The 18,351-nt window shown below is 72.8% G+C and carries 18 protein-coding genes; 14 read left to right on the plus strand and 4 right to left on the minus strand.

Annotated features, from left to right (window positions below; all coding sequences use genetic code 11):
* Positions 1–18: 18 nt before the first annotated feature.
* From BIU97_RS12430 to pgi, 3 genes are all read left to right on the plus strand, one after another.
* A complete protein-coding gene (locus BIU97_RS12430) occupies positions 19–237 on the plus strand; it encodes a heavy-metal-associated domain-containing protein (protein WP_071297826.1) in 219 nt (72 codons plus the stop codon).
* The gene (locus BIU97_RS12435; protein WP_071297827.1) at positions 234–2,462 is read left to right on the plus strand and encodes a heavy metal translocating P-type ATPase; all 2,229 of its coding nucleotides are present in this window, start codon (positions 234–236) and stop codon (positions 2,460–2,462) included. Before BIU97_RS12430 ends, BIU97_RS12435 begins: the two co-directional genes overlap by 4 nt.
* Before the next feature lie 164 nt (positions 2,463–2,626).
* Positions 2,627–4,333 carry a glucose-6-phosphate isomerase gene (gene pgi, locus BIU97_RS12440; protein WP_071297828.1) on the plus strand — a complete coding sequence of 569 codons (1,707 nt, stop codon included), beginning with the start codon at positions 2,627–2,629 and terminating at the stop codon, positions 4,331–4,333.
* Positions 4,334–4,447: 114 nt separating this feature from the next.
* Here pgi and BIU97_RS12445 read toward each other — a convergent pair whose 3' ends face one another.
* Complete coding sequence (locus BIU97_RS12445; RefSeq protein ID WP_254782987.1) at positions 4,448–5,356, minus strand: LysM peptidoglycan-binding domain-containing protein; 909 nt, start codon at positions 5,354–5,356, stop codon at positions 4,448–4,450.
* Positions 5,357–5,477: 121 nt separating this feature from the next.
* Here BIU97_RS12445 and BIU97_RS12450 point away from each other — a divergent pair, with 121 nt between their 5' ends.
* The 3 genes from BIU97_RS12450 to BIU97_RS12460 all read left to right on the plus strand — a co-directional run bounded on the left by BIU97_RS12450 (position 5,478) and on the right by BIU97_RS12460 (position 8,546).
* A complete protein-coding gene (locus tag BIU97_RS12450) occupies positions 5,478–5,981 on the plus strand; it encodes a hypothetical protein (RefSeq protein ID WP_071297830.1) in 504 nt (167 codons plus the stop codon).
* Positions 5,982–6,208: 227 nt separating this feature from the next.
* The gene (locus BIU97_RS12455) at positions 6,209–7,666 is read left to right on the plus strand and encodes a sugar porter family MFS transporter (protein WP_071297831.1); all 1,458 of its coding nucleotides are present in this window, start codon (positions 6,209–6,211) and stop codon (positions 7,664–7,666) included.
* 139 nt (positions 7,667–7,805) lie between these two features.
* Complete coding sequence (locus tag BIU97_RS12460; protein ID WP_071262675.1) at positions 7,806–8,546, plus strand: ZIP family metal transporter; 741 nt, start codon at positions 7,806–7,808, stop codon at positions 8,544–8,546.
* Between the two features lie 79 nt (positions 8,547–8,625).
* On the opposite strand, the gene BIU97_RS12465 is transcribed toward BIU97_RS12460, so the two are convergent.
* The 3 genes from BIU97_RS12465 to BIU97_RS12475 all read right to left on the minus strand — a co-directional run bounded on the left by BIU97_RS12465 (position 8,626) and on the right by BIU97_RS12475 (position 10,583).
* Positions 8,626–9,600, minus strand: coding sequence for a zinc-binding dehydrogenase (locus BIU97_RS12465; RefSeq protein WP_071297922.1), 975 nt, complete (start codon positions 9,598–9,600; stop codon positions 8,626–8,628).
* 26 nt (positions 9,601–9,626) lie between these two features.
* Positions 9,627–10,049 carry an organic hydroperoxide resistance protein gene (locus BIU97_RS12470; RefSeq protein WP_071297832.1) on the minus strand — a complete coding sequence of 141 codons (423 nt, stop codon included), beginning with the start codon at positions 10,047–10,049 and terminating at the stop codon, positions 9,627–9,629.
* Between the two features lie 93 nt (positions 10,050–10,142).
* A complete protein-coding gene (locus BIU97_RS12475) occupies positions 10,143–10,583 on the minus strand; it encodes a MarR family winged helix-turn-helix transcriptional regulator (protein ID WP_071263009.1) in 441 nt (146 codons plus the stop codon).
* Positions 10,584–10,749: 166 nt separating this feature from the next.
* Between BIU97_RS12475 and mvk the strand changes: the two genes are divergently transcribed.
* From mvk to BIU97_RS12515, 8 genes are all read left to right on the plus strand, one after another.
* On the plus strand, positions 10,750–11,730 hold the full coding sequence (mvk, locus tag BIU97_RS12480; RefSeq protein WP_083404895.1) for a mevalonate kinase: 981 nt from the start codon (positions 10,750–10,752) through the stop codon (positions 11,728–11,730).
* The gene (gene mvaD / locus BIU97_RS12485) at positions 11,730–12,740 is read left to right on the plus strand and encodes a diphosphomevalonate decarboxylase (RefSeq protein WP_071297833.1); all 1,011 of its coding nucleotides are present in this window, start codon (positions 11,730–11,732) and stop codon (positions 12,738–12,740) included. Before mvk ends, mvaD begins: the two co-directional genes overlap by 1 nt.
* The gene (locus BIU97_RS12490) at positions 12,737–13,819 is read left to right on the plus strand and encodes a phosphomevalonate kinase (RefSeq protein ID WP_071262671.1); all 1,083 of its coding nucleotides are present in this window, start codon (positions 12,737–12,739) and stop codon (positions 13,817–13,819) included. The genes mvaD and BIU97_RS12490 overlap by 4 nt, the downstream gene beginning before the upstream one ends.
* Positions 13,812–14,876, plus strand: a complete 1,065-nt coding sequence (locus tag BIU97_RS12495; RefSeq protein WP_071262670.1) for a hydroxymethylglutaryl-CoA reductase — start codon at positions 13,812–13,814, stop codon at positions 14,874–14,876. The genes BIU97_RS12490 and BIU97_RS12495 overlap by 8 nt, the downstream gene beginning before the upstream one ends.
* Positions 14,873–16,063, plus strand: a complete 1,191-nt coding sequence (locus BIU97_RS12500; protein ID WP_071297834.1) for a hydroxymethylglutaryl-CoA synthase — start codon at positions 14,873–14,875, stop codon at positions 16,061–16,063. Before BIU97_RS12495 ends, BIU97_RS12500 begins: the two co-directional genes overlap by 4 nt.
* Before the next feature lie 76 nt (positions 16,064–16,139).
* A complete protein-coding gene (locus BIU97_RS12505; protein WP_071262668.1) occupies positions 16,140–16,607 on the plus strand; it encodes a hypothetical protein in 468 nt (155 codons plus the stop codon).
* Entirely contained in the window at positions 16,607–17,512 is a 906-nt protein-coding gene (locus tag BIU97_RS12510) for a hypothetical protein (protein ID WP_071262667.1), read from the plus strand. Before BIU97_RS12505 ends, BIU97_RS12510 begins: the two co-directional genes overlap by 1 nt.
* A gap of 124 nt (positions 17,513–17,636) precedes the next feature.
* Entirely contained in the window at positions 17,637–18,032 is a 396-nt protein-coding gene (locus BIU97_RS12515; RefSeq protein ID WP_071297835.1) for a DUF7882 family protein, read from the plus strand.
* The last annotated feature ends 319 nt before the right edge of the window (positions 18,033–18,351 follow it).

The raw sequence follows: 18,351 nt of genomic DNA on the forward strand, positions 1-18,351 counted from the left end.
GATCCAGGAGGAGACACCATGACCACCGAGACCCTGCTCGTCGAGGGCATGACCTGCGAGCACTGCGTGATGAGCGTGACCGAGGAACTCACCGAACTCGACGGGGTGTCCGGCGTCGACGTCCGGCTCGTCGTGGGCGGCTCCTCCGAGGTCACCGTCACCTCGTCCGCCCCGATCGACGCGGACGCCCTCGACAGCGCCGTCACCGAGGCGGGGTACCAGGTCGTGCGGTCGTGACCGACCGCGTCGTCGAGCTCGACATCACGGGGATGACCTGCGCCTCGTGCGCGAACCGCATCGAACGGAAGCTCGGCAAGCTGCCGGGCGTCACCGCCACGGTGAACTACGCCACCGAGAAGGCGCAGGTGCAGGTGGCCGACGACGGTGCGGCCGGTGCCTACGTGCTCATCGCCGCCGTGCAGGCCGCCGGCTACGGTGCCGCCGTCCCCGCACCACCGGCCACCGTCGACGCTCCCCGCGACGACGACGACGCGACCGACCCGCTGCGCCGACGCCTGGTCGTGTCGGCCGTGCTCGCCGTGCCCGTCGTGGTGCTCTCGATGGTGCCGGCCCTGCAGTTCCCGGACTGGCAGTGGCTCGCGCTGACGCTGGCAGCTCCCGTCGCGGTCTGGGGCGCGCTGCCGTTCCACCGCGCCGCGTGGGTCAACGCGCGGCACGGTGCCGCCACCATGGACACCCTGGTGAGCGTCGGCGTCCTCGCCGCCTTCGGGTGGTCGCTGTACGCCCTGTTCCTCGGCGACGCCGGCACGACCGGCATGCACATGACGTTCTCGTGGTTCGCCACGGACCCCGAGGCCACCGACCTGTACCTCGAGGTCGCGACGGCCGTGACGGTGTTCGTCCTCGCCGGCCGGTACATGGAGGCCCGCGCGAAGACGCAGTCCGGTGCCGCCCTCCGCGCCCTGCTCGAACTCGGGGCGAAGGACGCCTCGCTCCTGCGCGACGGGGTGGAGCACCGCGTGCCCGCGTCGTCGCTCGTCGTCGGCGACGTCGTCGTGGTGCGACCCGGCGAACGGATCCCGAGCGACGGGCTCGTGCAGGACGGCTCCTCCGCCGTCGACCGCAGCATGCTCACCGGCGAGTCCGTGCCGATCGAGGTCGGCTCGGGCGACCGGGTCACGGGCGCGACGATCAACGTCGGCGGTCGCCTCGTGGTCGAGGTCACGCGCGTCGGCGCCGACACCGAGCTCGCCCGGATGGGGCGGCTCGTCGAGGACGCACAGACCGGCAAGGCCGAGGTGCAGCGCCTGGCCGACCGGGTCTCCGGGGTCTTCGTGCCGATCGTCATCGCGCTCGCCGTGCTGGCCTTCGTCGGCTGGCTCGTCTCCGGCGGCTCGGTCACCGCGGCCTTCACCGCTGCCGTCGCCACCCTGATCATCGCCTGCCCGTGCGCCCTCGGGCTCGCGACGCCGACCGCGCTGCTCGTCGGCACCGGCCGGGGGTCGCAGCTCGGCATCCTCATCGGCGGGCCGCAGGTGCTCGAGCGCACCCGCGGGGTCGACACCGTCGTGCTCGACAAGACCGGCACCGTCACCACGGGGGCGACGACCCTGCGGTCGGTGACCACGACCGGCGGACCAGAGGACGCCGTCCTCCGGCTCGCCGCCGCCGTCGAGGACGGCTCCGAGCACCCCGTCGCCCGGGCGGTCCTCGACGCCGCCCGGACCCGGGGCATCGCGCTGCCCGAGGCCGAGCAGTTCACCGCGACCGCCGGTGCCGGCGTGCAGGCCGTCGTCGACGGCTCCGTGGTCCTCGTCGGCACGAGCCGCTGGCTCGCCGACTCGTGGTCGGTCACCCTGCCGCCGGTGCTGTCCGACACCGTCGAGCGCGCCGAGGCCGACGGCGCCACCGCGGTCGTCGTCGCCCGGGACGGCAGCGCCCTGGGCGTCGTCGTCGTCGGCGACACCGTGAAGCCCGAGGCGGTCGACGCGGTCGCACGGTTCCGGGCGCTCGGGCTGCACCCGGTCCTGCTGACCGGCGACAACGACGGCGCGGCCCGTGCCGTCGCTGCCGCGGTCGGCATCGACGACGTGCACGCACGCGCCACCCCGGCGACGAAGCTCGAGACCGTGCGTCGGCTGCAGGCCCAGGGCCGCACCGTCGCCATGGTCGGCGACGGCGTGAACGACGCCGCGGCGCTCGCCGCGGCCGACCTCGGCATCGCGATGGGTGCCGGCACCGACACCGCCATCGCGGCGAGCGACATCACGGTGGTCAGCGGTCGGCTCACGGTGGTGGCGGACGCGGTCCGGTTGTCCCGCGCGACGCTCGGCGTCATCAAGGGCAACCTGTTCTGGGCGTTCGCGTACAACGTGGCGGCCATCCCGCTCGCGATGGCCGGCCTGCTCAACCCCGTCCTCGCCGGTGCGGCCATGGCGTTCTCGTCCGTGTTCGTCGTGACGAACAGCCTGCGGCTGCGTCGCTTCGCACCGCGGCCCTGAGACCGGCCACCTGCGTCCGGTGACGCGCGCAGCGAACGCGAGCCGCGCCTCCCGTCCAGCGGTGCGCACCCGCAGGCCAACAGCACTACGCTCGGAGACGGTCCGCGACGCAGCGCTGCGGTGACCCGCGGGCTTGTACGTCTTCAAGGTTCAGGAGGACCGAAGTGACCGAATCCGCTCCCGTCGACCCCACATCGACCGACGGCTGGAAGAAGCTGGTCGGCATCGCCGCCGGCTTCACCCCGGACCTGCGAGGGTGGTTCGACAGCGACCCCGGTCGTGCCGAGCAGTACACGTTCCAGGCGGCCGACCTGACCGTCGACCTGTCGAAGGGCCTGGTGACCGACGAGATCCTCGCCGCGCTCCTGCAGGTCGCGAAGGACACCGGCGTCGCCGAGCGCTTCCAGGCGATGCTCGCCGGTGAGCACATCAACGTCACCGAGGACCGCGCCGTGCTGCACACCGCACTCCGCCGCCCGAAGGGTGCGACCCCGGCGCTCGTCGTCGACGGCCAGGACGTCGACGCCGACGTGCACGCCACGCTCGACAAGGTCTACGGCTTCGCCGAGCAGGTCCGCAGCGGCGCCTGGACCGGCGTCACCGGCAAGCGCATCGAGACCGTCGTCAACATCGGCATCGGTGGCTCCGACCTCGGCCCGGTCATGGTCTACGAAGCCCTGAAGCCGTACGTGCAGCCCGGGCTCGAGGCCCGCTTCGTCTCGAACATCGACCCGGCGGACATCTACGAGAAGACCGCGGACCTCGACCCCGAGACGACGCTCTTCATCGTGGCGTCGAAGACCTTCGGCACGCTCGAGACCCTGACGAACGCGCGCCTCGCCCGCCAGTGGCTGTGGGAGCGGCTCGGCCTGACCGACGCCTCCGACGACGACAAGAAGAACGCCGTCGCGAAGCACTTCGTCGCCGTGTCCACCGCGCTCGACAAGGTCGAGGCGTTCGGCATCGACCCCGCGAACGCCTTCGGCTTCTGGGACTGGGTGGGCGGCCGCTACTCGGTCGACTCGGCCATCGGCACGAGCGTCGTCATCGCGATCGGCAAGGAGAACTGGGAGCAGTTCCTCGCCGGCTTCCACGCCATCGACGAGCACGTCCGCACCACGCCGCTCGAGCAGAACGTCCCCGTCCTGATGGGCCTGCTCAACGTCTGGTACACGAACTTCCTCGGCGCGCAGACCCACGCGGTCCTGCCGTACACGCAGTACCTGCACCGCTTCGCCGCGTACCTGCAGCAGCTCACGATGGAGTCGAACGGCAAGCGCGTCCGTTGGGACGGCTCGCCCGTCACCACCGAGACCGGCGAGGTCTTCTGGGGTGAGCCCGGCACGAACGGCCAGCACGCGTTCTACCAGCTCATCCACCAGGGCACCCGCCTGATCCCGGCCGACTTCATCACGGTCGCCAACCCGGCCCGTCCGCTGAAGGACGAGACCGGCGACGGCAAGGGCGTCGCGCCCGGCACCGACGTGCACACGCTGTTCCTGGCGAACTTCTTCGCGCAGACCAAGGCGCTCGCGTTCGGCAAGAGCGCCGACGAGGTCCGTGCCGAGGGCACCACCGACGAAGGCATCGTCGCGGCGCGCACGTTCCCGGGCAACAAGCCGACGACGTCGATCATCGCGCCGGAGCTCACCCCGAGCGTGCTCGGCCAGCTCATCGCCCTGTACGAGCACATCGTGTTCACCGAGGGCACGATCTGGGGCATCGACTCGTTCGACCAGTGGGGTGTGGAGCTCGGCAAGCAGCTGGCGCTGCAGGTCACGCCGGCCGTCGAGGGCGACCAGACCGCGCTCGACGCGCAGGACCCGTCGACCAAGGCGCTCATCGCGAAGTACCTGGAGCTGCGCGGGTAGCGCACGACCCACCTGACGGACGGGAGGCCCGTGGCGGATCCGCCACGGGCCTCCCGTCCGTCCTGCGGTCGCGCTGGTCGCGGCGCGGACGCGGCCTGGTCCCGCGCCGCGCGCTCAGCGGCCGAGCGGGTCCAGGTTGAGGGCGGTGCCCTCGTACAGGTGCTGGTCCTCGCCGAACACCTGCACGCCCTCGTTCAGCCAGACGAGCGCGCGGACGCTGATCCCGAAGCGGCGCGCGACGTCGCCGATGAGGTCGTCCGGCGCCACGGTGTAGGACCCCGGGGCCCCCGCGGCGGTCGTCCCGGCGACGGTGCCGGTCGCGTTCGGCCGCGACCCGGCGTCCACCGGGTGCACGTTCGTCTGCCGGGCGGGCACGGACCAGCGCACCGTGGTGACCGCGAGCACCTTGTCCGCGGCGATCTCCACCGGGACGTCCTGGCCGGGCTCCGCCGCCGAGTACGTGACGAGCGTGCCGAGGTGCGACGGGTCGACGCCGGAGCCGTCGAGCGGGACGTCCACCGAGACCGGCGTCGTCGTCGCACCGCCGAGGGTCCGGTCGCCGACGCCGTGGTAGGTCAGGCCGTCGCCGACCGCGCGGGGCAGGTCGAACAGGCCGACCCCGACCGGCACCGGCAGCGTCGAGGTGAAGCCGGAGTACTGCGCGGTGAAGGTGTCCTCACCCGTCGCGACGATCCGGAAGCGGAAGTGGACGCTGCCCTTCGGCGAGGCCACGTCGCCCTGCGCGAGCACGGTGCCCGCGGGGATCGGGGTCAGGGTCGGGGCGGGGGCCGCTCGTTCCGTGGGCTCCGGAGTCGGGGTCCGCGGGTGTGCCGACGACTCGAGGAGCTCGCCGTCGGTCTCGCCGTCCGGGGTGGGGGTCGGTGTCGCCTCGGCGGAGCGGCTCGGCGCGGTCGCCGGTCCGGACGGCGCGGGCAGTGCTCCGTCCGGTCCCCGCAGCAGCGAGCACCCCGCCAGGCCGGCCGTCGCCAGCAGCACGACCCCGATCGTCAGGCTCCGCTTCATGATCACCCCTCACGTCGATGCTAGACGGGCTCGAGTGCTCGAGCGGGGCGGTCGCCTGCCGCTGTGTCCCGGGACCCAGCGGTGGGCGTCCGGTGTCGGCCGGAGCGGCTACCGTCGAGGCATGGACCGTTCGGACATCCTCGCCGCCGCCTCTGCCGCCCACGCCGCCCGCATCGCCGAGGCCGGTGGCGACGACACCGCCGCCCGCGAGCGTGCCGCCGCCGTGCACGACCGCGACTCCCTGACCGACGAGGCGGTCCGTGCGGTCGACCGCCGGCGCGCCGGCGAGGCGGACCGTGCCGCCTCGCGCACCGAGGGCGCGCTGTCGGACTGGCACCGCATGGGCACCCGTCGCGGGGTGACACCCGATGCCCAGGTCCGCTCGGCGTGGTCCGTCGCCGGGGTGCCGGAACGTGGCGACGCCCGCGCGCTCGCGAACGTGCTGCTCTCCGCCGCCGGGCACGCCGGTCGCGTGGCCGATGCCGCACGCCGGAACCCGGCGCTGTCCGGTGCGGCCGGTGCGGCCGCCCGACGGACCGTGCGGCGCTCGATCGACCACGGCGCGGGCATGGCCTCGCTGGGGGACGTCCTCGGCGACGGCTCCGCCGACGACGAGCGTCGATGACGGGCGCCGATGACGAGCGTCCATGACGGGCGCCGACGACGAGCACTGACGACGAGCACTGACGACCGGGCCGGCGACGAGCGCTGCGCGGTCACACCCGTCCTCACCAGGTCTTCTGTGGATCGGTCCAACACTGCAAAAGTAAGAATGTCCAATTGACAGGACATGGAATCGGGCTACGATCGGTCCACGCACTGAGGCGCGATCACCGACGAAGGAGTCACCGAATGGTCGACATCGAACCGACGGCCCGGGCCGTCGCACTGCCCCCGATCGGGACCGGTCCGCACCGCCGACGACTCGGCGTGCTGGCACTCGTCGCCACGTTCGGCGGCCTGCTGTTCGGCTACGACACCGGCGTCATCAACGGCGCCCTGAACCCGATGAAGACCGAGCTCGGCCTCACCACCTTCACCGAGGGCGTGGTCACGAGCTCGCTGCTGTTCGGTGCCGCGATCGGTGCCATGCTCGGCGGCCGCATCGCCGACGGCTGGGGGCGTCGCAGGACGATCATCGCCCTCGCCGTCACGTTCTTCGTCGGCACGCTCATCTGCGTCGTCGCGCCGACGTTCGGCGTGATCGTCGTGGGCCGCGTGCTCCTCGGCCTCGCGGTGGGCGGCGCGTCGACGGTGGTGCCGGTGTTCCTCGCCGAGCTCGCGCCCTACGAGATCCGCGGGTCGCTGTCGGGCCGCAACGAGCTCATGATCGTGATCGGGCAGCTCGCCGCCTACGTGGTCAACGCCGTCATCGGCAACCTGTGGGGCGAGGGCGACGGTGTCTGGCGCGTCATGCTGGCCGTCTGTGCGCTCCCCGCGATCGCGCTGTTCGTCGGGATGCTGCGGGTGCCGGAGTCGCCGCGCTGGCTCGCGTCGAAGGGCCGCTCCGCCGAGGCGCTCTCGGTCCTCGAGCAGGTCCGGACGACCGAACGGGCCCGCGCCGAGCTCGACGACATCACGCGGAGCAACGAGCTCGAGGCGAAGGCCGAGCGCGTCAGCGGGTGGCAGACGCTGCGTGGCAACAAGTGGCTCGTCCGCATCGTGCTCATCGGTGCCGGACTCGGGGTCGCGCAGCAGCTCACCGGCATCAACTCGATCATGTACTACGGCCAGACCGTGCTCATCGAGTCCGGGTTCCAGGCGTCGGCCGCCCTCATCGCGAACATCGCCCCCGGCGTGATCGCCGTGGTCGGCGGCGTCATCGCGCTGTACAACATGGAGAAGATCAACCGCCGGACGACGTTGCTCCTCGGGTTCACGCTGACGACGGTCTGCCACTTCCTCATCGGCATCGCCTCGGTCGCCCTGCCGGAGGGCAACCCCGCCCGTCCGTGGGTCATCCTGTTCCTGGTCGTCGCGTTCGTCGGCTCGATGCAGACCTTCCTCAACATCGCGGTGTGGGTCGTGCTGTCCGAGATCTTCCCCACGCAGATCCGCGCGCTCGGCATGGGCATCTCGGTGTTCTGCCTCTGGATCGCGAACGCGTTCATCGGGCTGTACTTCCCGACGGTGGTCGCCGCCACCGGCATCACCGGGACCTTCTTCGGCTTCGGGGTCGTCGGGCTGCTCGCCCTGCTCTTCATCTGGAAGTTCGTGCCGGAGAGCCGCGGCCGCACCTTGGAAGAGGTCGAGGAGGGCGTCACCACCGGCAACATCTTCACCGTCCCGGTCAAGGAGTCGCGCCGCTAGGTCACACCACGCTGCACCGAGTGAGCAGAAGACGTCGGGTCGCTCCGGGGCACCCGACGTCTTCTGCTCACCATGGGCACGCAATGCGTGTCCGGGCGACCTTGGTGCCCACCCACCACCCGGTTCCTACACTCGACGCGTGCATCCCCTCCTCCTGGCGTCCGGGGCCGGTCTCGCGTCCGGTCTCGCCCTCGTCGTCGGCGCCGCGATCGCCTGGTTCGTCCGCGTGCCGCGCACCGTCGTCGCCACCATCACCGCCTTCGGCGCCGGTGTCCTCATCTCCGCGCTCTCCTTCGACCTGGTCGCCGAGGCCACCCGGTCCGGCACGTTCTGGACGGCGATGGCCGGATTCCTCGGGGGTGCGGTGGTCTACGTCGGGCTCGACGTCCTGCTCGAACGCCGCGGGGCGCGCAGGAAACGCAGCGGAACGGGCTCGACGGGGTCCGGCACGGGGCTCGGCATCGCCCTCGGCGCACTGCTCGACGGGATCCCCGAGACGGCGGTGCAGGGCGTCGGACTCGCCGCCGGCGGGTCGCTGTCCATCGCGGTCGTCGCGGCCGTCATCATCTCGAACCTGCCGGAGGGGCTGTCGAGCACCTCGGACATGAAGGCGAACGGCCGCGGCGCCCGCTACGTCTTCACGGTGTGGGGCGCCATCGCCCTCGCCTGCGCCCTGTCGGCACTCGGCGGGTACGCGATCCTCGGACAGGCCCCGGCCGGCGTGCAGAGCGCGGTGACGGCCGTCGCCGCCGGGGCGATCCTCGCGATGCTCGCCGACACGATGCTGCCGGAGGCGTTCCGGAAGACCGGACCCTGGACGGGCCTCATCGCCGTCCTCGGCTTCTTCGCCGCCTACGGCATCCACGTGATCGGCGGCTGACGCCGACGGACGCACCCAGGAACGGACGGGAGGCCCGTGGCGGATCCGCCACGGGCCTCCCGTCCGTCTGCTGGTCGCGCTACGGGCGCAGGAGCACCTTGCCGACGCGGCCGGCGGTGTCGCTGGCACGGACGGCGTCCCGGACGTCCTCGAACGCGAAGGTCTCCGCGACGGGGAGCGTCAGTGAGCCGTCGAGCACGCGGGTGATGAGCTCACCGAAGAGCTGCCCCTTCGTCTCGGCCGGCATGGTCTTGCTGACGACCGAACCCCAGAAGCCCTTCACGGTGAGCTGGCCGAAGATGACCTTGCCCGACGGGATCTCGAGCGTCGGCGACGCCATCGCGCCGAAGACGACGAGGGTGGCGTCCTCGCCGAGCACCGATGCGATGTCGCCGGCGGCCTTGCCGCCCACCGACTCGACACCGGCGACGATCGGAGCGCCTCCGGTGATCGCGGCGACCTGGTCCTTCCAGTCGTCCGCGTCGGTGGCGACGATGCGCTCGATGCCCTGCTCGCGGAGCTCGTCGACGCCGGCTGCGCGGCGGACGAGTCCGATGACGTTGACGCCGCGGGCGGCGCCGAGCTGGGCGACCATGCGACCGACCGCGCCGTTGGCGGCGTTCTGGATGATCCAGTCGCCCTCGTGCAGGTCGAGCGAGTGCAGCAGGCTGATCGCGCTGAACGGCATCGACACGAGCTGGGCGGCGGCCTCGTCGGTCATCGCGTCCGGCACGGGGACGAGCCCGGCGGCGTTCGCGGTGTAGTACTCGGCCCAGACGCCGAAGGCGCCGCCGGCGACGCGCTGGCCGACCTGCAGGTTCGTGACGCCCTCGCCGAGGGCCTCGACGACGCCGAGCGCCTCGGTGCCGGACGCTGCGGGCAGCTCCGGCTTGAAGCCGTACGTGCCGCGGACGGTCCACAGGTCGTGGTTGTGGATGGGGGAGAGGACCGTGCGCACGAGGACCTCGCCGGCGGCCGGGGTCGGCACGGGGCGCTGCTCGACGTGCAGCACGTCGGCGGGCTCGGCGAAGGTGTCGTGGACGACGGTGCGCATGGTGGTGGGGGTGGTGTCGGTCATGCTCAGTCCTCCGAGACGGTGATGGTGACCTCGATGTTGCCGCGGGTCGCGTTCGAGTACGGGCACACCTGGTGGGCGGCGTCCGCGAGGGCCTGGGCCTGGTCGTGCTCCATGCCGGGGATGACGACCTCGAGCATGACGGCGAGCTGGTAGCCGCCGTCGCCGTTCGGGCCGATCTGCACGCGGCCGCCGACGGACGAGTCGGTGATCTTGACCTTCTGGCTGCGGGCGACGCCCTGCAGCGCGGAGTGGAAGCACGCGGCGTAGCCGGCGGCGAACAGCTGCTCGGGGTTCGCGCCGTTGCCGGAGCCGCCCATCTCCTTCGGGATGGCGAGGTCGAATTCGACGGTGCCGTCGCTCGTGGCGACGTGGCCGTTGCGGCCTTCGCCGGTGGCGAGGGCCTCTGCGGTGTAGAGGACGTCCATGGTGTTCCTTCCTTCGTGGGGCGGTGGCCGAGCCCCGTCCCGGGGACCGGGTGGGGCGACGGGGCTCGGGGTCTGGGTGTCGACGCCGGTCGGTCAGGCGGGGTCGGCCGCGCCGGCCGGGTCCCTGGTGGCGGCGTGCATGGTCTCGGTCAGCCGGTGCAGCGTCGCGATGAGCTCCGCGGCGGCCTGCTCGTCCGGCAGGCCCATGCCCGCGGCGATCGACGCCGGGACGTGCGCGAGCTCGCCGCGGATCGAGCGGCCGCGGTCACCGAGGGTGATCGTGACGACGCGCTCGTCGGGGCTGCGGCGCTCGCGGCGGACCAGGTCGGACTGCTCCATCCGGCGGAGCAGGGGAGAGAGCGTGCCGGAGTCGAGCTGCAGGTGGTCGCCGAGGCCCGAGACGGTCTGGTCGCCCTCGATCCACAGGGTCACGAGCACGAGGTATTGCGGGTACGTCAGGCCCCACGGTTCGAGCAGGGTGCGGTAGGCCTGCGTGGTCGCACGGCTCGCCGCGTAGAGGGAGAAGCACACCATCTCGTCGGTCACGGGCACGGCACAAGGATTGCACGCAACCGAGTTGTGCGCAACCTACTTGACGCCTCCCGCCTCTGCTCCGGACCTCGGCGTCGGCGTCTGGCCGGTGCGCCCGGATCGCCCAGCACGCTCGACGGCCGGGACGGTTAGGCTGACGTGACCCACGATGACCAACAGCGACCTCGACAACACCACGACCCCCCGGACCGGAACGGCGTCGTCCCACGGCAAGACGATCCTGATCGGTGAGCACGCCGTGGTGTACGGCGCACCCGCACTCGTCCTGCCGGTGCTCGACGCCCGGGTCGTCGCGACCGTCACGCCGGTCGCCGCGGACGCCGCACGACCGGGGCACTCCCTCGAGTCGACGGTGCACACCGGGCCGCTCGACCTGGCTCCGTCCGCCGTCATGCCGACAGTCACCGCCGTCACCGCCACCCTCGAGCACTTCGGGGTGACCGACCGCCACTTCCACGTCCGCGTCGACAGCGAGGTCCCGACCGCCCGCGGCATGGGGTCGAGCGCCGCGGTGGCCGCCGCCGTCACCGCCGCGGTCGCCGACGCCCTGGGCGAGACACTCGACGTCGAGGCCCACCACGAACTCATCCAGACCTGCGAGCGGGTCGCGCACGGCCGGCCGTCCGGGCTCGACGCCCGCGGGGTCGTCGCGTCCGCCCCGGTCTGGTTCGAGGGCGGCCACATCGGACCCGTCGCCCTCGGCGCGCGCTTCACGTTCGTCGTCGCCGACACCGGCGTCCCCGGGCACACCCGCGAGGCCGTCGCCGCGGTGCGCGCCCTGCACGACGCGGACCCGGCGCGCATCGGCGCCGTCGTCGACCGGATCGGCGACCTGGCGCGACGCGCGCGGGGGACACTCGAGGACGGCGACGCCCAGGCGCTCGGTGTCACCATGGACGCCGCGCACGGCCTGCTCGCCGCACTCGACGTGTCGAGTGACGACCTGGACCGGCTCGTCGACGCCGCTCGAGCAGCGGACGCCCTCGGCGCGAAGCTGACCGGCGGCGGCCGGGGCGGGTGCGTGCTGGCGCTCGCCACCGACGACGACCACGCGGACCGCATCGCGGCCGCACTCCGCGGCGCAGGGGCCGCAGCCACCTGGACCACCACGATCGGAGCCCGCGCTTGATGACCGCCACCGCCGTCGCGCACCCCAACATCGCCCTCGTCAAGTACTGGGGGAAGGCGGACGCGCGGCTCGCGCTGCCCGCCACGGGCAGCGTCTCGATGGGGCTCGACGTGTTCCCGACGACGACGACCGTCACGCTGGACGGCGGCTCCGGTGACGGTCAGGAGGCGCGTGATGCGTTCACGCTGAACGGCCAGGTCGTCGAGGACGGTGCGCTGGTGCGGGTGCAGCAGTTCCTCGACCTCGTGCGCGAGCTCGCCGGCTCGTCCGAGCGCGCCTCCGTCGTCTCCGAGAACACCGTCCCGACCGGTGCCGGACTCGCCTCGAGCGCGTCCGGTTTCGCGGCGCTCGCGACCGCGGCCTCGGCGGCGTACGGGCTCGACCTGTCGCCGCGCGACCTGTCCCGGCTCGCCCGCCGCGGCTCGGGGTCGGCCACCCGCTCGATCCCCGGGGGTGTCGCCGTGTGGCACGCCGGCGACGACCAGGGCTCGTTCGCCGAGCCGGTCCCGGCGCCGCCGATGGCCATGGTCGTCGTGACGATCGACGCCGGCCCGAAGTCGATCGGCTCGCGCGAGGCGATGCGCCGCACGATCGCGACGTCGCCCTTCTACCCGGCCTGGGTCACGTCGACCACCGAGACGGTCGGCGAGATGCTCGACGCCTGCGCGGCCGGCGACTTCACCCGCATCGGCGAGCTCACCGAGAGCAACGCCCTGCGCATGCACGCCACGATCGAGGGTGCCTTCCCGCCGATCCGCTACCTGAACGCCCGCAGTGTCGCGGTGTTCGACGCCGTCGCCGAACTGCGCGCCGTCGGCCTGCAGGCGTACGCCACGGCCGACGCCGGCCCGAACGTCGTCGTGCTGTGCCGGCCCGACGACCGCTCGGCCGTCGCGACCGCGCTCGCGTCCTTCGGCGACGTCATCGAGTCCGGCACCGGACCAGCCGCACGGGTCCTCCGCTCCGAACAGTCCGGGAGCAGTCCCGACCAGAAGGAGTCCGCCGAGTGATCGAGTTCCGCGCCCACGGCAAGCTGTTCGTCGCCGGCGAGTACGCCGTCGTCGAGCCGGGCCAGCCGTCCGTCCTCATCGCCCTCGACCGCGCCATCACGGCGAAGGTGTCCGAGGGGCACGGGTCGGGCAGCGTGCACTCCGAGGAGTACGGCCACCTGCCGCTGACGTGGACCCGCGGCGCCGACGGTCTCGCCCTGGACCGTGAGCGCCACCCGTACGACTACGTGATGGAGACGATCGACCTCGTCGAGAAGCTCCGCGCCGAACGCGGGATCGACCCCCGGTTCCACGACCTGCGCATCGAGAGCCAGCTCGACGACGCGAGCGGCCGGAAGTTCGGCCTCGGGTCGTCGGCCGCGGTGACCGTCGCGACCGTGGGCGCCCTCGACCGCTTCTACGGCATCGGCCTGACGCAGCGGCAGCGCTTCCAGGTCGCCCTGCTCGCCACCATCCGGGTGAACCCCCGCGCCTCCGGCGGCGACCTCGCCGCGAGCACCTTCGGCGGCTGGCTGCGCTACAGCGCGCCGGACCGCGAGCGCCTCGCCGCGATGCTCGACGACCACAGCGTGTCCGACGTGCTCACCGACGCCGACGCCTGGCAGGGCTTCGACGTCGAGCGGCTCCCCGCCCCGGAGAACCTGCGGCTGCTCGTCGGCTGGACCGGTTCGCCGGCGTCGACCACGAAGCTCGTCGACGTCGTGCGTCGGCACCGCAACGGTGGGTACCAGGCGTTCCTCGACGAGAGCCGCAGCTGCGTCGACGACCTGACCACGGGCCTCCAGACCGGCGACGCCGAGCGCACGCTCGACGCGCTCCGCCGTGCACGCGTCCTGCTGCAGCGACTCGGCGCGTCCGTCGGGTCGCAGATCGAGACCGAGCGTCTCGCCACCCTGTGCGACGTCGTCGAGGCGGCGGGCGGGGCGGCGAAGCCGTCCGGCGCCGGCGGCGGGGACTGCGGCATCGCCCTCGTCCCGCTCGACACCGACCCCGCCGGCATCCACCGCGCCTGGGAGGCGCACGACATCAGACACCTCAGCGTCGCGGTGCGAGCACCAGAAGGAGCCCTCGATGAGTGACCTGCTCACACCGATCCCCACCAAGTGGGTCGGCCCGATCCGCGTCAGCGGCAACGCCGTGCAGGGGGAGCACGAGGTGCCCCTCGCCACCTACGAGTCGCCGCTCTGGCCGTCCGTCGGCCGCGGCGCCCGCATCTCGCGCCTGGTCGAGGACGGCATCGTGGCGACGGTCGTCGACGAGCGGATGACCCGCTCGGTCGTCGTCCGTGCCGACAGCGCCGCCGCCGCCCACGTGGCCGCGGGGCAGATCCTCGCGCGCCAGGACGAGCTCGCCGCCATCGTGTCCGGGCAGAGCCGGTTCGCGAAGCTCATCGAGGTGCACCCGGAGATCGTCGGGGACCTGCTGTTCCTGCGCTTCGCGTTCACCACCGGCGACGCCTCCGGCCACAACATGGTCACCCAGGCGGCGGACAAGCTGCTGCCGGCGATCCTGGACTGGCAGCCGGGCCTGCGGTACGTCTCGGTGTCCGGCAACTTCTGCACCGACAAGAAGGCCACCGCGGTGAACGGCATCCGCGGCCGCGGCCGGAACACCATCGCCGAGATCGTGATCCCGGGCGAGGTCGTCGAGAAGCGCCTGCGGTCGAGCACCGCCCGCATCGTCGAGCTGAACATCGCGAAGAACCTCATCGGGTCGACCATCGCCGGGGCCCTGCGTTCGGCGAACGCGCACTACGCGAACATGCTGCTCGGCTTCTACCTGGCCACCGGGCAGGACGCCGCCAACATCGTCGAGGGCTCCCAGGGCATCACGAGCGCCGAGGACCGCGACGGCGACCTGTACTTCTCGACCTCGCTGCCGCACCTGATCGTCGGCACGGTCGGCAACGGCAAGGGCGGCGACCTGCCCGTCGTCGAGGACGCCCTGGTGCGCCTCGGCTGCCGCGAGGACCGCGAGCCCGGTGCGAACGCCCGACGCCTCGCCGCCCTGTGCGCCGCGACCGTCCTGTGCGGGGAGCTCTCGCTCCTCGCCGCCCAGACCAACCCGGGCGAGCTGATGGCCGCCCACGTCGCCATGGAACGCCGCGGCTCGCGCCCGGCCGGAGGTGCAGCATGACCGCGCAGCAGCCCGCACCGCAGCAGACCCTGATCGTCGGCATCCACGACATCGCCGTCGCGACCGGGCACCACGTGCTCGACCTCGACGACCTCGCCGCGACGACCGGCGTCGACCCCGCGAAGTACCACGTCGGCATCGGGCAGGACGCCTTCAGCGTGCCCGCCCCGGACGAGGACATCGTCACGATGGGCGCCGCGGCCGCGAAGGAGATCGTCGACCGCCACGGGGTGCAGGGCATCCGCACCGTGCTGTTCGCCACGGAGTCCGGCGTCGACCAGTCGAAGGCCGCCGGGGTCTTCGTGCACGGCCTGCTCGGCCTGCCGCAGAACGTCCGCGTCGTCGAGCTGAAGCAGGCCTGCTACGGCGGGACCGCCGCCGTGCAGCTCGCCCTCGGCATCGTCGCCCGGTCGCCGCACGAGCGCGTGCTCGTCATCGCGGCCGACGTGGCGCGGTACGACGTCGACACCGCCGCCGAGCCGACCCAGGGTGCCGGCGCCGCCGCGATCCTGGTGTCCGCCGACCCGGACCTCGTCGAGCTCGAGCCGGCCGCCGGTGTCTTCACCGCCGACGTCGACGACTTCTGGCGGCCGAACGACCGGTCGACCGCGCTCGTGGACGGGCGCCTGTCGGTGAGCGCCTACGTCGACGCGTTCGTCGGCGCGTGGGACGACCTGGCGGCGCAGGGCGGTCCGGCGTACCAGGACATCGCCCGCTTCGTGCACCACCAGCCGTTCACGAAGATGGCGCTCAAGGCGCACCGCAAGCTCACGCAGCACGTCGGCGTGCCGTTCGACGAGACCGAGCTCGCCCTCGGCTTCACGTACAACCGGCAGACGGGCAACACGTACACGGCGTCGCTCTGGATCGGTCTCGCGGCACTGCTCGACCTGGACGACGACCTGGCCGGGGAGCGGATCGCGCTCTTCAGCTACGGGTCCGGCAGCGTCGGCGAGCTCATCACCGGCATCGTGCGCCCGTCGTACCGCGAGCACCGGCGCACCGGCCGCGTGCGGCAGCTGCTCGAGGCCCGCGTGCCGCTCACCGTCGACGCCTACCGCGAGCTGCACGCCGCCGGGGCCGCCACCAGCGCGGACACCGAGCGGCCGCGGGTCACGGCGGCACCGTACCGGTTCGCCGGGGTGCGCGGCGGCGCACGGCACTACGAGGCCACCGCGACCGACTGACGACGGCAGGGCCGACACCGCCCACTCGCTCCGTGCGCCCGCTGCCGCTATCCTGGGCGCGGACGATGGAGGGGCGATGGCAGAGCAGCTCGGCGCGGGTGACGTGGTCGCCACGCTGGTCGACTCGCTGCCCCGTGCCCCGCGGCTGACCGACGTGGTCGACGGCGTCGGCCGCCTGGTCGGCAAGCCCACCCGCGTGGTGGACGTCGACGGACCGAGCTGGGGCCCGCTGACGGCCCTGGTGTCGCAGTTCGAGCACGAGAACCTCGTCCTCGTGCCGGCCGGTGCCCCCGCGCTCTACCGGATGCACTGCGTCCTGCACGAGCTCGGGCACCTCGCCAACGGCGACACCGGCGCCCCGACCACCTCGTCGATCGCCGCCTTCGCCTCCGGCGGGCACGTCTGCCGTCGGGCCCTCGACGGCGAGACCGGTCTGGTGAGCATCTCCGACGACGACGAGCACTTCGCCGAGCGGTTCGCGTACGAGCTCGCGACCGTCCTGCTCGGCGGCGCCTCGGGTGCCGACGAGCGGGCCTACGGCTGATGACCCTGCTGTACGCCGCCGCCTTCTGGTGCGCGGCGCTGATCTTCCTCGCCCGCACCCCGTACGTGCTGCGCAACCCACGGGGCCGCGCCGCCTGGGGCGCGACCGGCGTCGGGGCGCTCGGGCTGCTGACCCTGGGCAGCGTCGTGCCGCAGCCCACGCTCGACGGGTTCCTCGGCGGCACGAACGTCATCTACCTGGTGCAGAACGTCTGCGCGACCGCGGCGTTCTGGCTGATGCTCCGCGCGAGCACGTCCGACCTGCCGCGGCGCCCGCGCCTGGCGCACCCGCTGGCACTGCTGGCGATCGTCGTCGCGTTCACGGTGCCGTTCCTGCTGGTGCGCGACCGCGGCGGCACCGAGTTCCACTTCATCGTCGTCCAGATCCACCAGCCCGCGATGTGGGTCTGCGCATCGGTCTACCTGCTCGGCATCGCGGCGATCGCGGCGACGACGCTGCGGTACGGCGTGCTGCAGGACCGGGTCGCGCTCGTCGTGTTCCGCGTGGGACTCGCCCTCGTCGTGGTCGCCTGCCTCGACGAGGTCGCGTCGCTCGCCCTCGACCACTTCGAGGTCGGCCCGACGGCGTTGCGCGACGGGTTGCGGCTCGGGTTCGACCCGCCGTTCTACCTCGGCGTGGTGCTCATGGTGCTCGCGATGGCGTCGCTGACGTTCCGCCGCTGGGGCCGCGACGTGCGGTGCCGACGGCACAACCGACGGCTGCGGCGGATCACCCGTCGGCACGCCGTGCGCGCCGTCGAGCGCGGCGGTGACGCCCAGACCCGCACCTACGACCTCGTCATCGCGATCCGCGACGCCGAGGTGCAGGGCCGTGCGCTGGACGACGCCGAGCTCGCCCACGTCCGGTCGGCGGAGCGCACGCTGACCCGCAGTCTCGGCGGCTGAGCGCCGCCCCCTGGCGGCCGCGCCCCACCCGGGGCCCGCCCGCGCCCGGCTCGGGTCCCGCCCGGGTCCCGCTCGGATCCTGCCCGTGTTCCGCCCGCACGGCTCCGAGGGAGTACAAGGAGCCATGGGCCAGCTCATCTACGACGGCGAACCGCTCGACCTCCGCATCGACGACCGCGCACTCACGCACCTGCAGATCGTCATCGTGAACATGCTGCGACGCGACCACCGCTTCGCGTTCTCGTGGCGCGACGACGTGGTGCACGGCGACGGGCGCAGCACGATCTGGCTGCACCCCCAGGTCAGCCTGCACTTCAAGTTCACCGGCAGTCGCACGCCGTCGATCAACCGCAGCTGGCTCGAGGACCTGTACGCGGCGGCCACCTCCGGCTCCGGCCTCGTGCTGACGCCGGAGCCGTCCGACACGAGCACCGCGGCGGACTCGGCGTGGTCGCGGGCGGTGGCGGCGGGTGACGCCGGCGACGCGTCGGACCACACGGCGGGGAACACCGGCGGGTAGCACGGACGCGGTTCCCGGTCAACGGGTACCGGATCCGGATCGGTCGACGTACGGTGACGTCACCGCGGTTCGCTGCCGTCCCAGTGCCGGCATCCAGGGAGTCGGTACGGGCACGATCCGCGGCAGGAGGGGACCCGAACAATGAACACGAGGCGGTGTGCGCCCGGAGCCGACCAACCACCGGCAACCGCGCGACGCACACGGTGGGAGTCCTGGATCAGGGGACTCGCCACCCGGCAGGCCGGGCTGCGACGCCCGGTCGACCGCCTCGGGATCACGGGCTCGTCGGCCGGACCTCACCGGCCGATGCCCTCCGCGG

The organism is Curtobacterium sp. MCBA15_009 (genome assembly GCF_001864895.1).
Lineage (GTDB): Bacteria > Actinomycetota > Actinomycetes > Actinomycetales > Microbacteriaceae > Curtobacterium.

Coding starts and splice junctions, on each gene's coding strand:
- BIU97_RS12430 (WP_071297826.1), top strand. CDS start 19: ATGACCACCGAGACCCTGCTCGTCGAGGGCATGACCTGCGAGCACTGC.
- BIU97_RS12445 (WP_254782987.1), bottom strand. CDS start 5,356: ATGAAGCGGAGCCTGACGATCGGGGTCGTGCTGCTGGCGACGGCCGGC.
- BIU97_RS12450 (WP_071297830.1), top strand. CDS start 5,478: ATGGACCGTTCGGACATCCTCGCCGCCGCCTCTGCCGCCCACGCCGCC.
- BIU97_RS12455 (WP_071297831.1), top strand. CDS start 6,209: ATGGTCGACATCGAACCGACGGCCCGGGCCGTCGCACTGCCCCCGATC.
- BIU97_RS12465 (WP_071297922.1), bottom strand. CDS start 9,600: ATGCGCACCGTCGTCCACGACACCTTCGCCGAGCCCGCCGACGTGCTG.
- BIU97_RS12470 (WP_071297832.1), bottom strand. CDS start 10,049: ATGGACGTCCTCTACACCGCAGAGGCCCTCGCCACCGGCGAAGGCCGC.
- BIU97_RS12475 (WP_071263009.1), bottom strand. CDS start 10,583: ATGGTGTGCTTCTCCCTCTACGCGGCGAGCCGTGCGACCACGCAGGCC.
- mvk (WP_083404895.1), top strand. CDS start 10,750: ATGACCAACAGCGACCTCGACAACACCACGACCCCCCGGACCGGAACG.
- mvaD (WP_071297833.1), top strand. CDS start 11,730: ATGACCGCCACCGCCGTCGCGCACCCCAACATCGCCCTCGTCAAGTAC.
- BIU97_RS12495 (WP_071262670.1), top strand. CDS start 13,812: ATGAGTGACCTGCTCACACCGATCCCCACCAAGTGGGTCGGCCCGATC.
- BIU97_RS12500 (WP_071297834.1), top strand. CDS start 14,873: ATGACCGCGCAGCAGCCCGCACCGCAGCAGACCCTGATCGTCGGCATC.
- BIU97_RS12505 (WP_071262668.1), top strand. CDS start 16,140: ATGGCAGAGCAGCTCGGCGCGGGTGACGTGGTCGCCACGCTGGTCGAC.
- BIU97_RS12510 (WP_071262667.1), top strand. CDS start 16,607: ATGACCCTGCTGTACGCCGCCGCCTTCTGGTGCGCGGCGCTGATCTTC.
- BIU97_RS12515 (WP_071297835.1), top strand. CDS start 17,637: ATGGGCCAGCTCATCTACGACGGCGAACCGCTCGACCTCCGCATCGAC.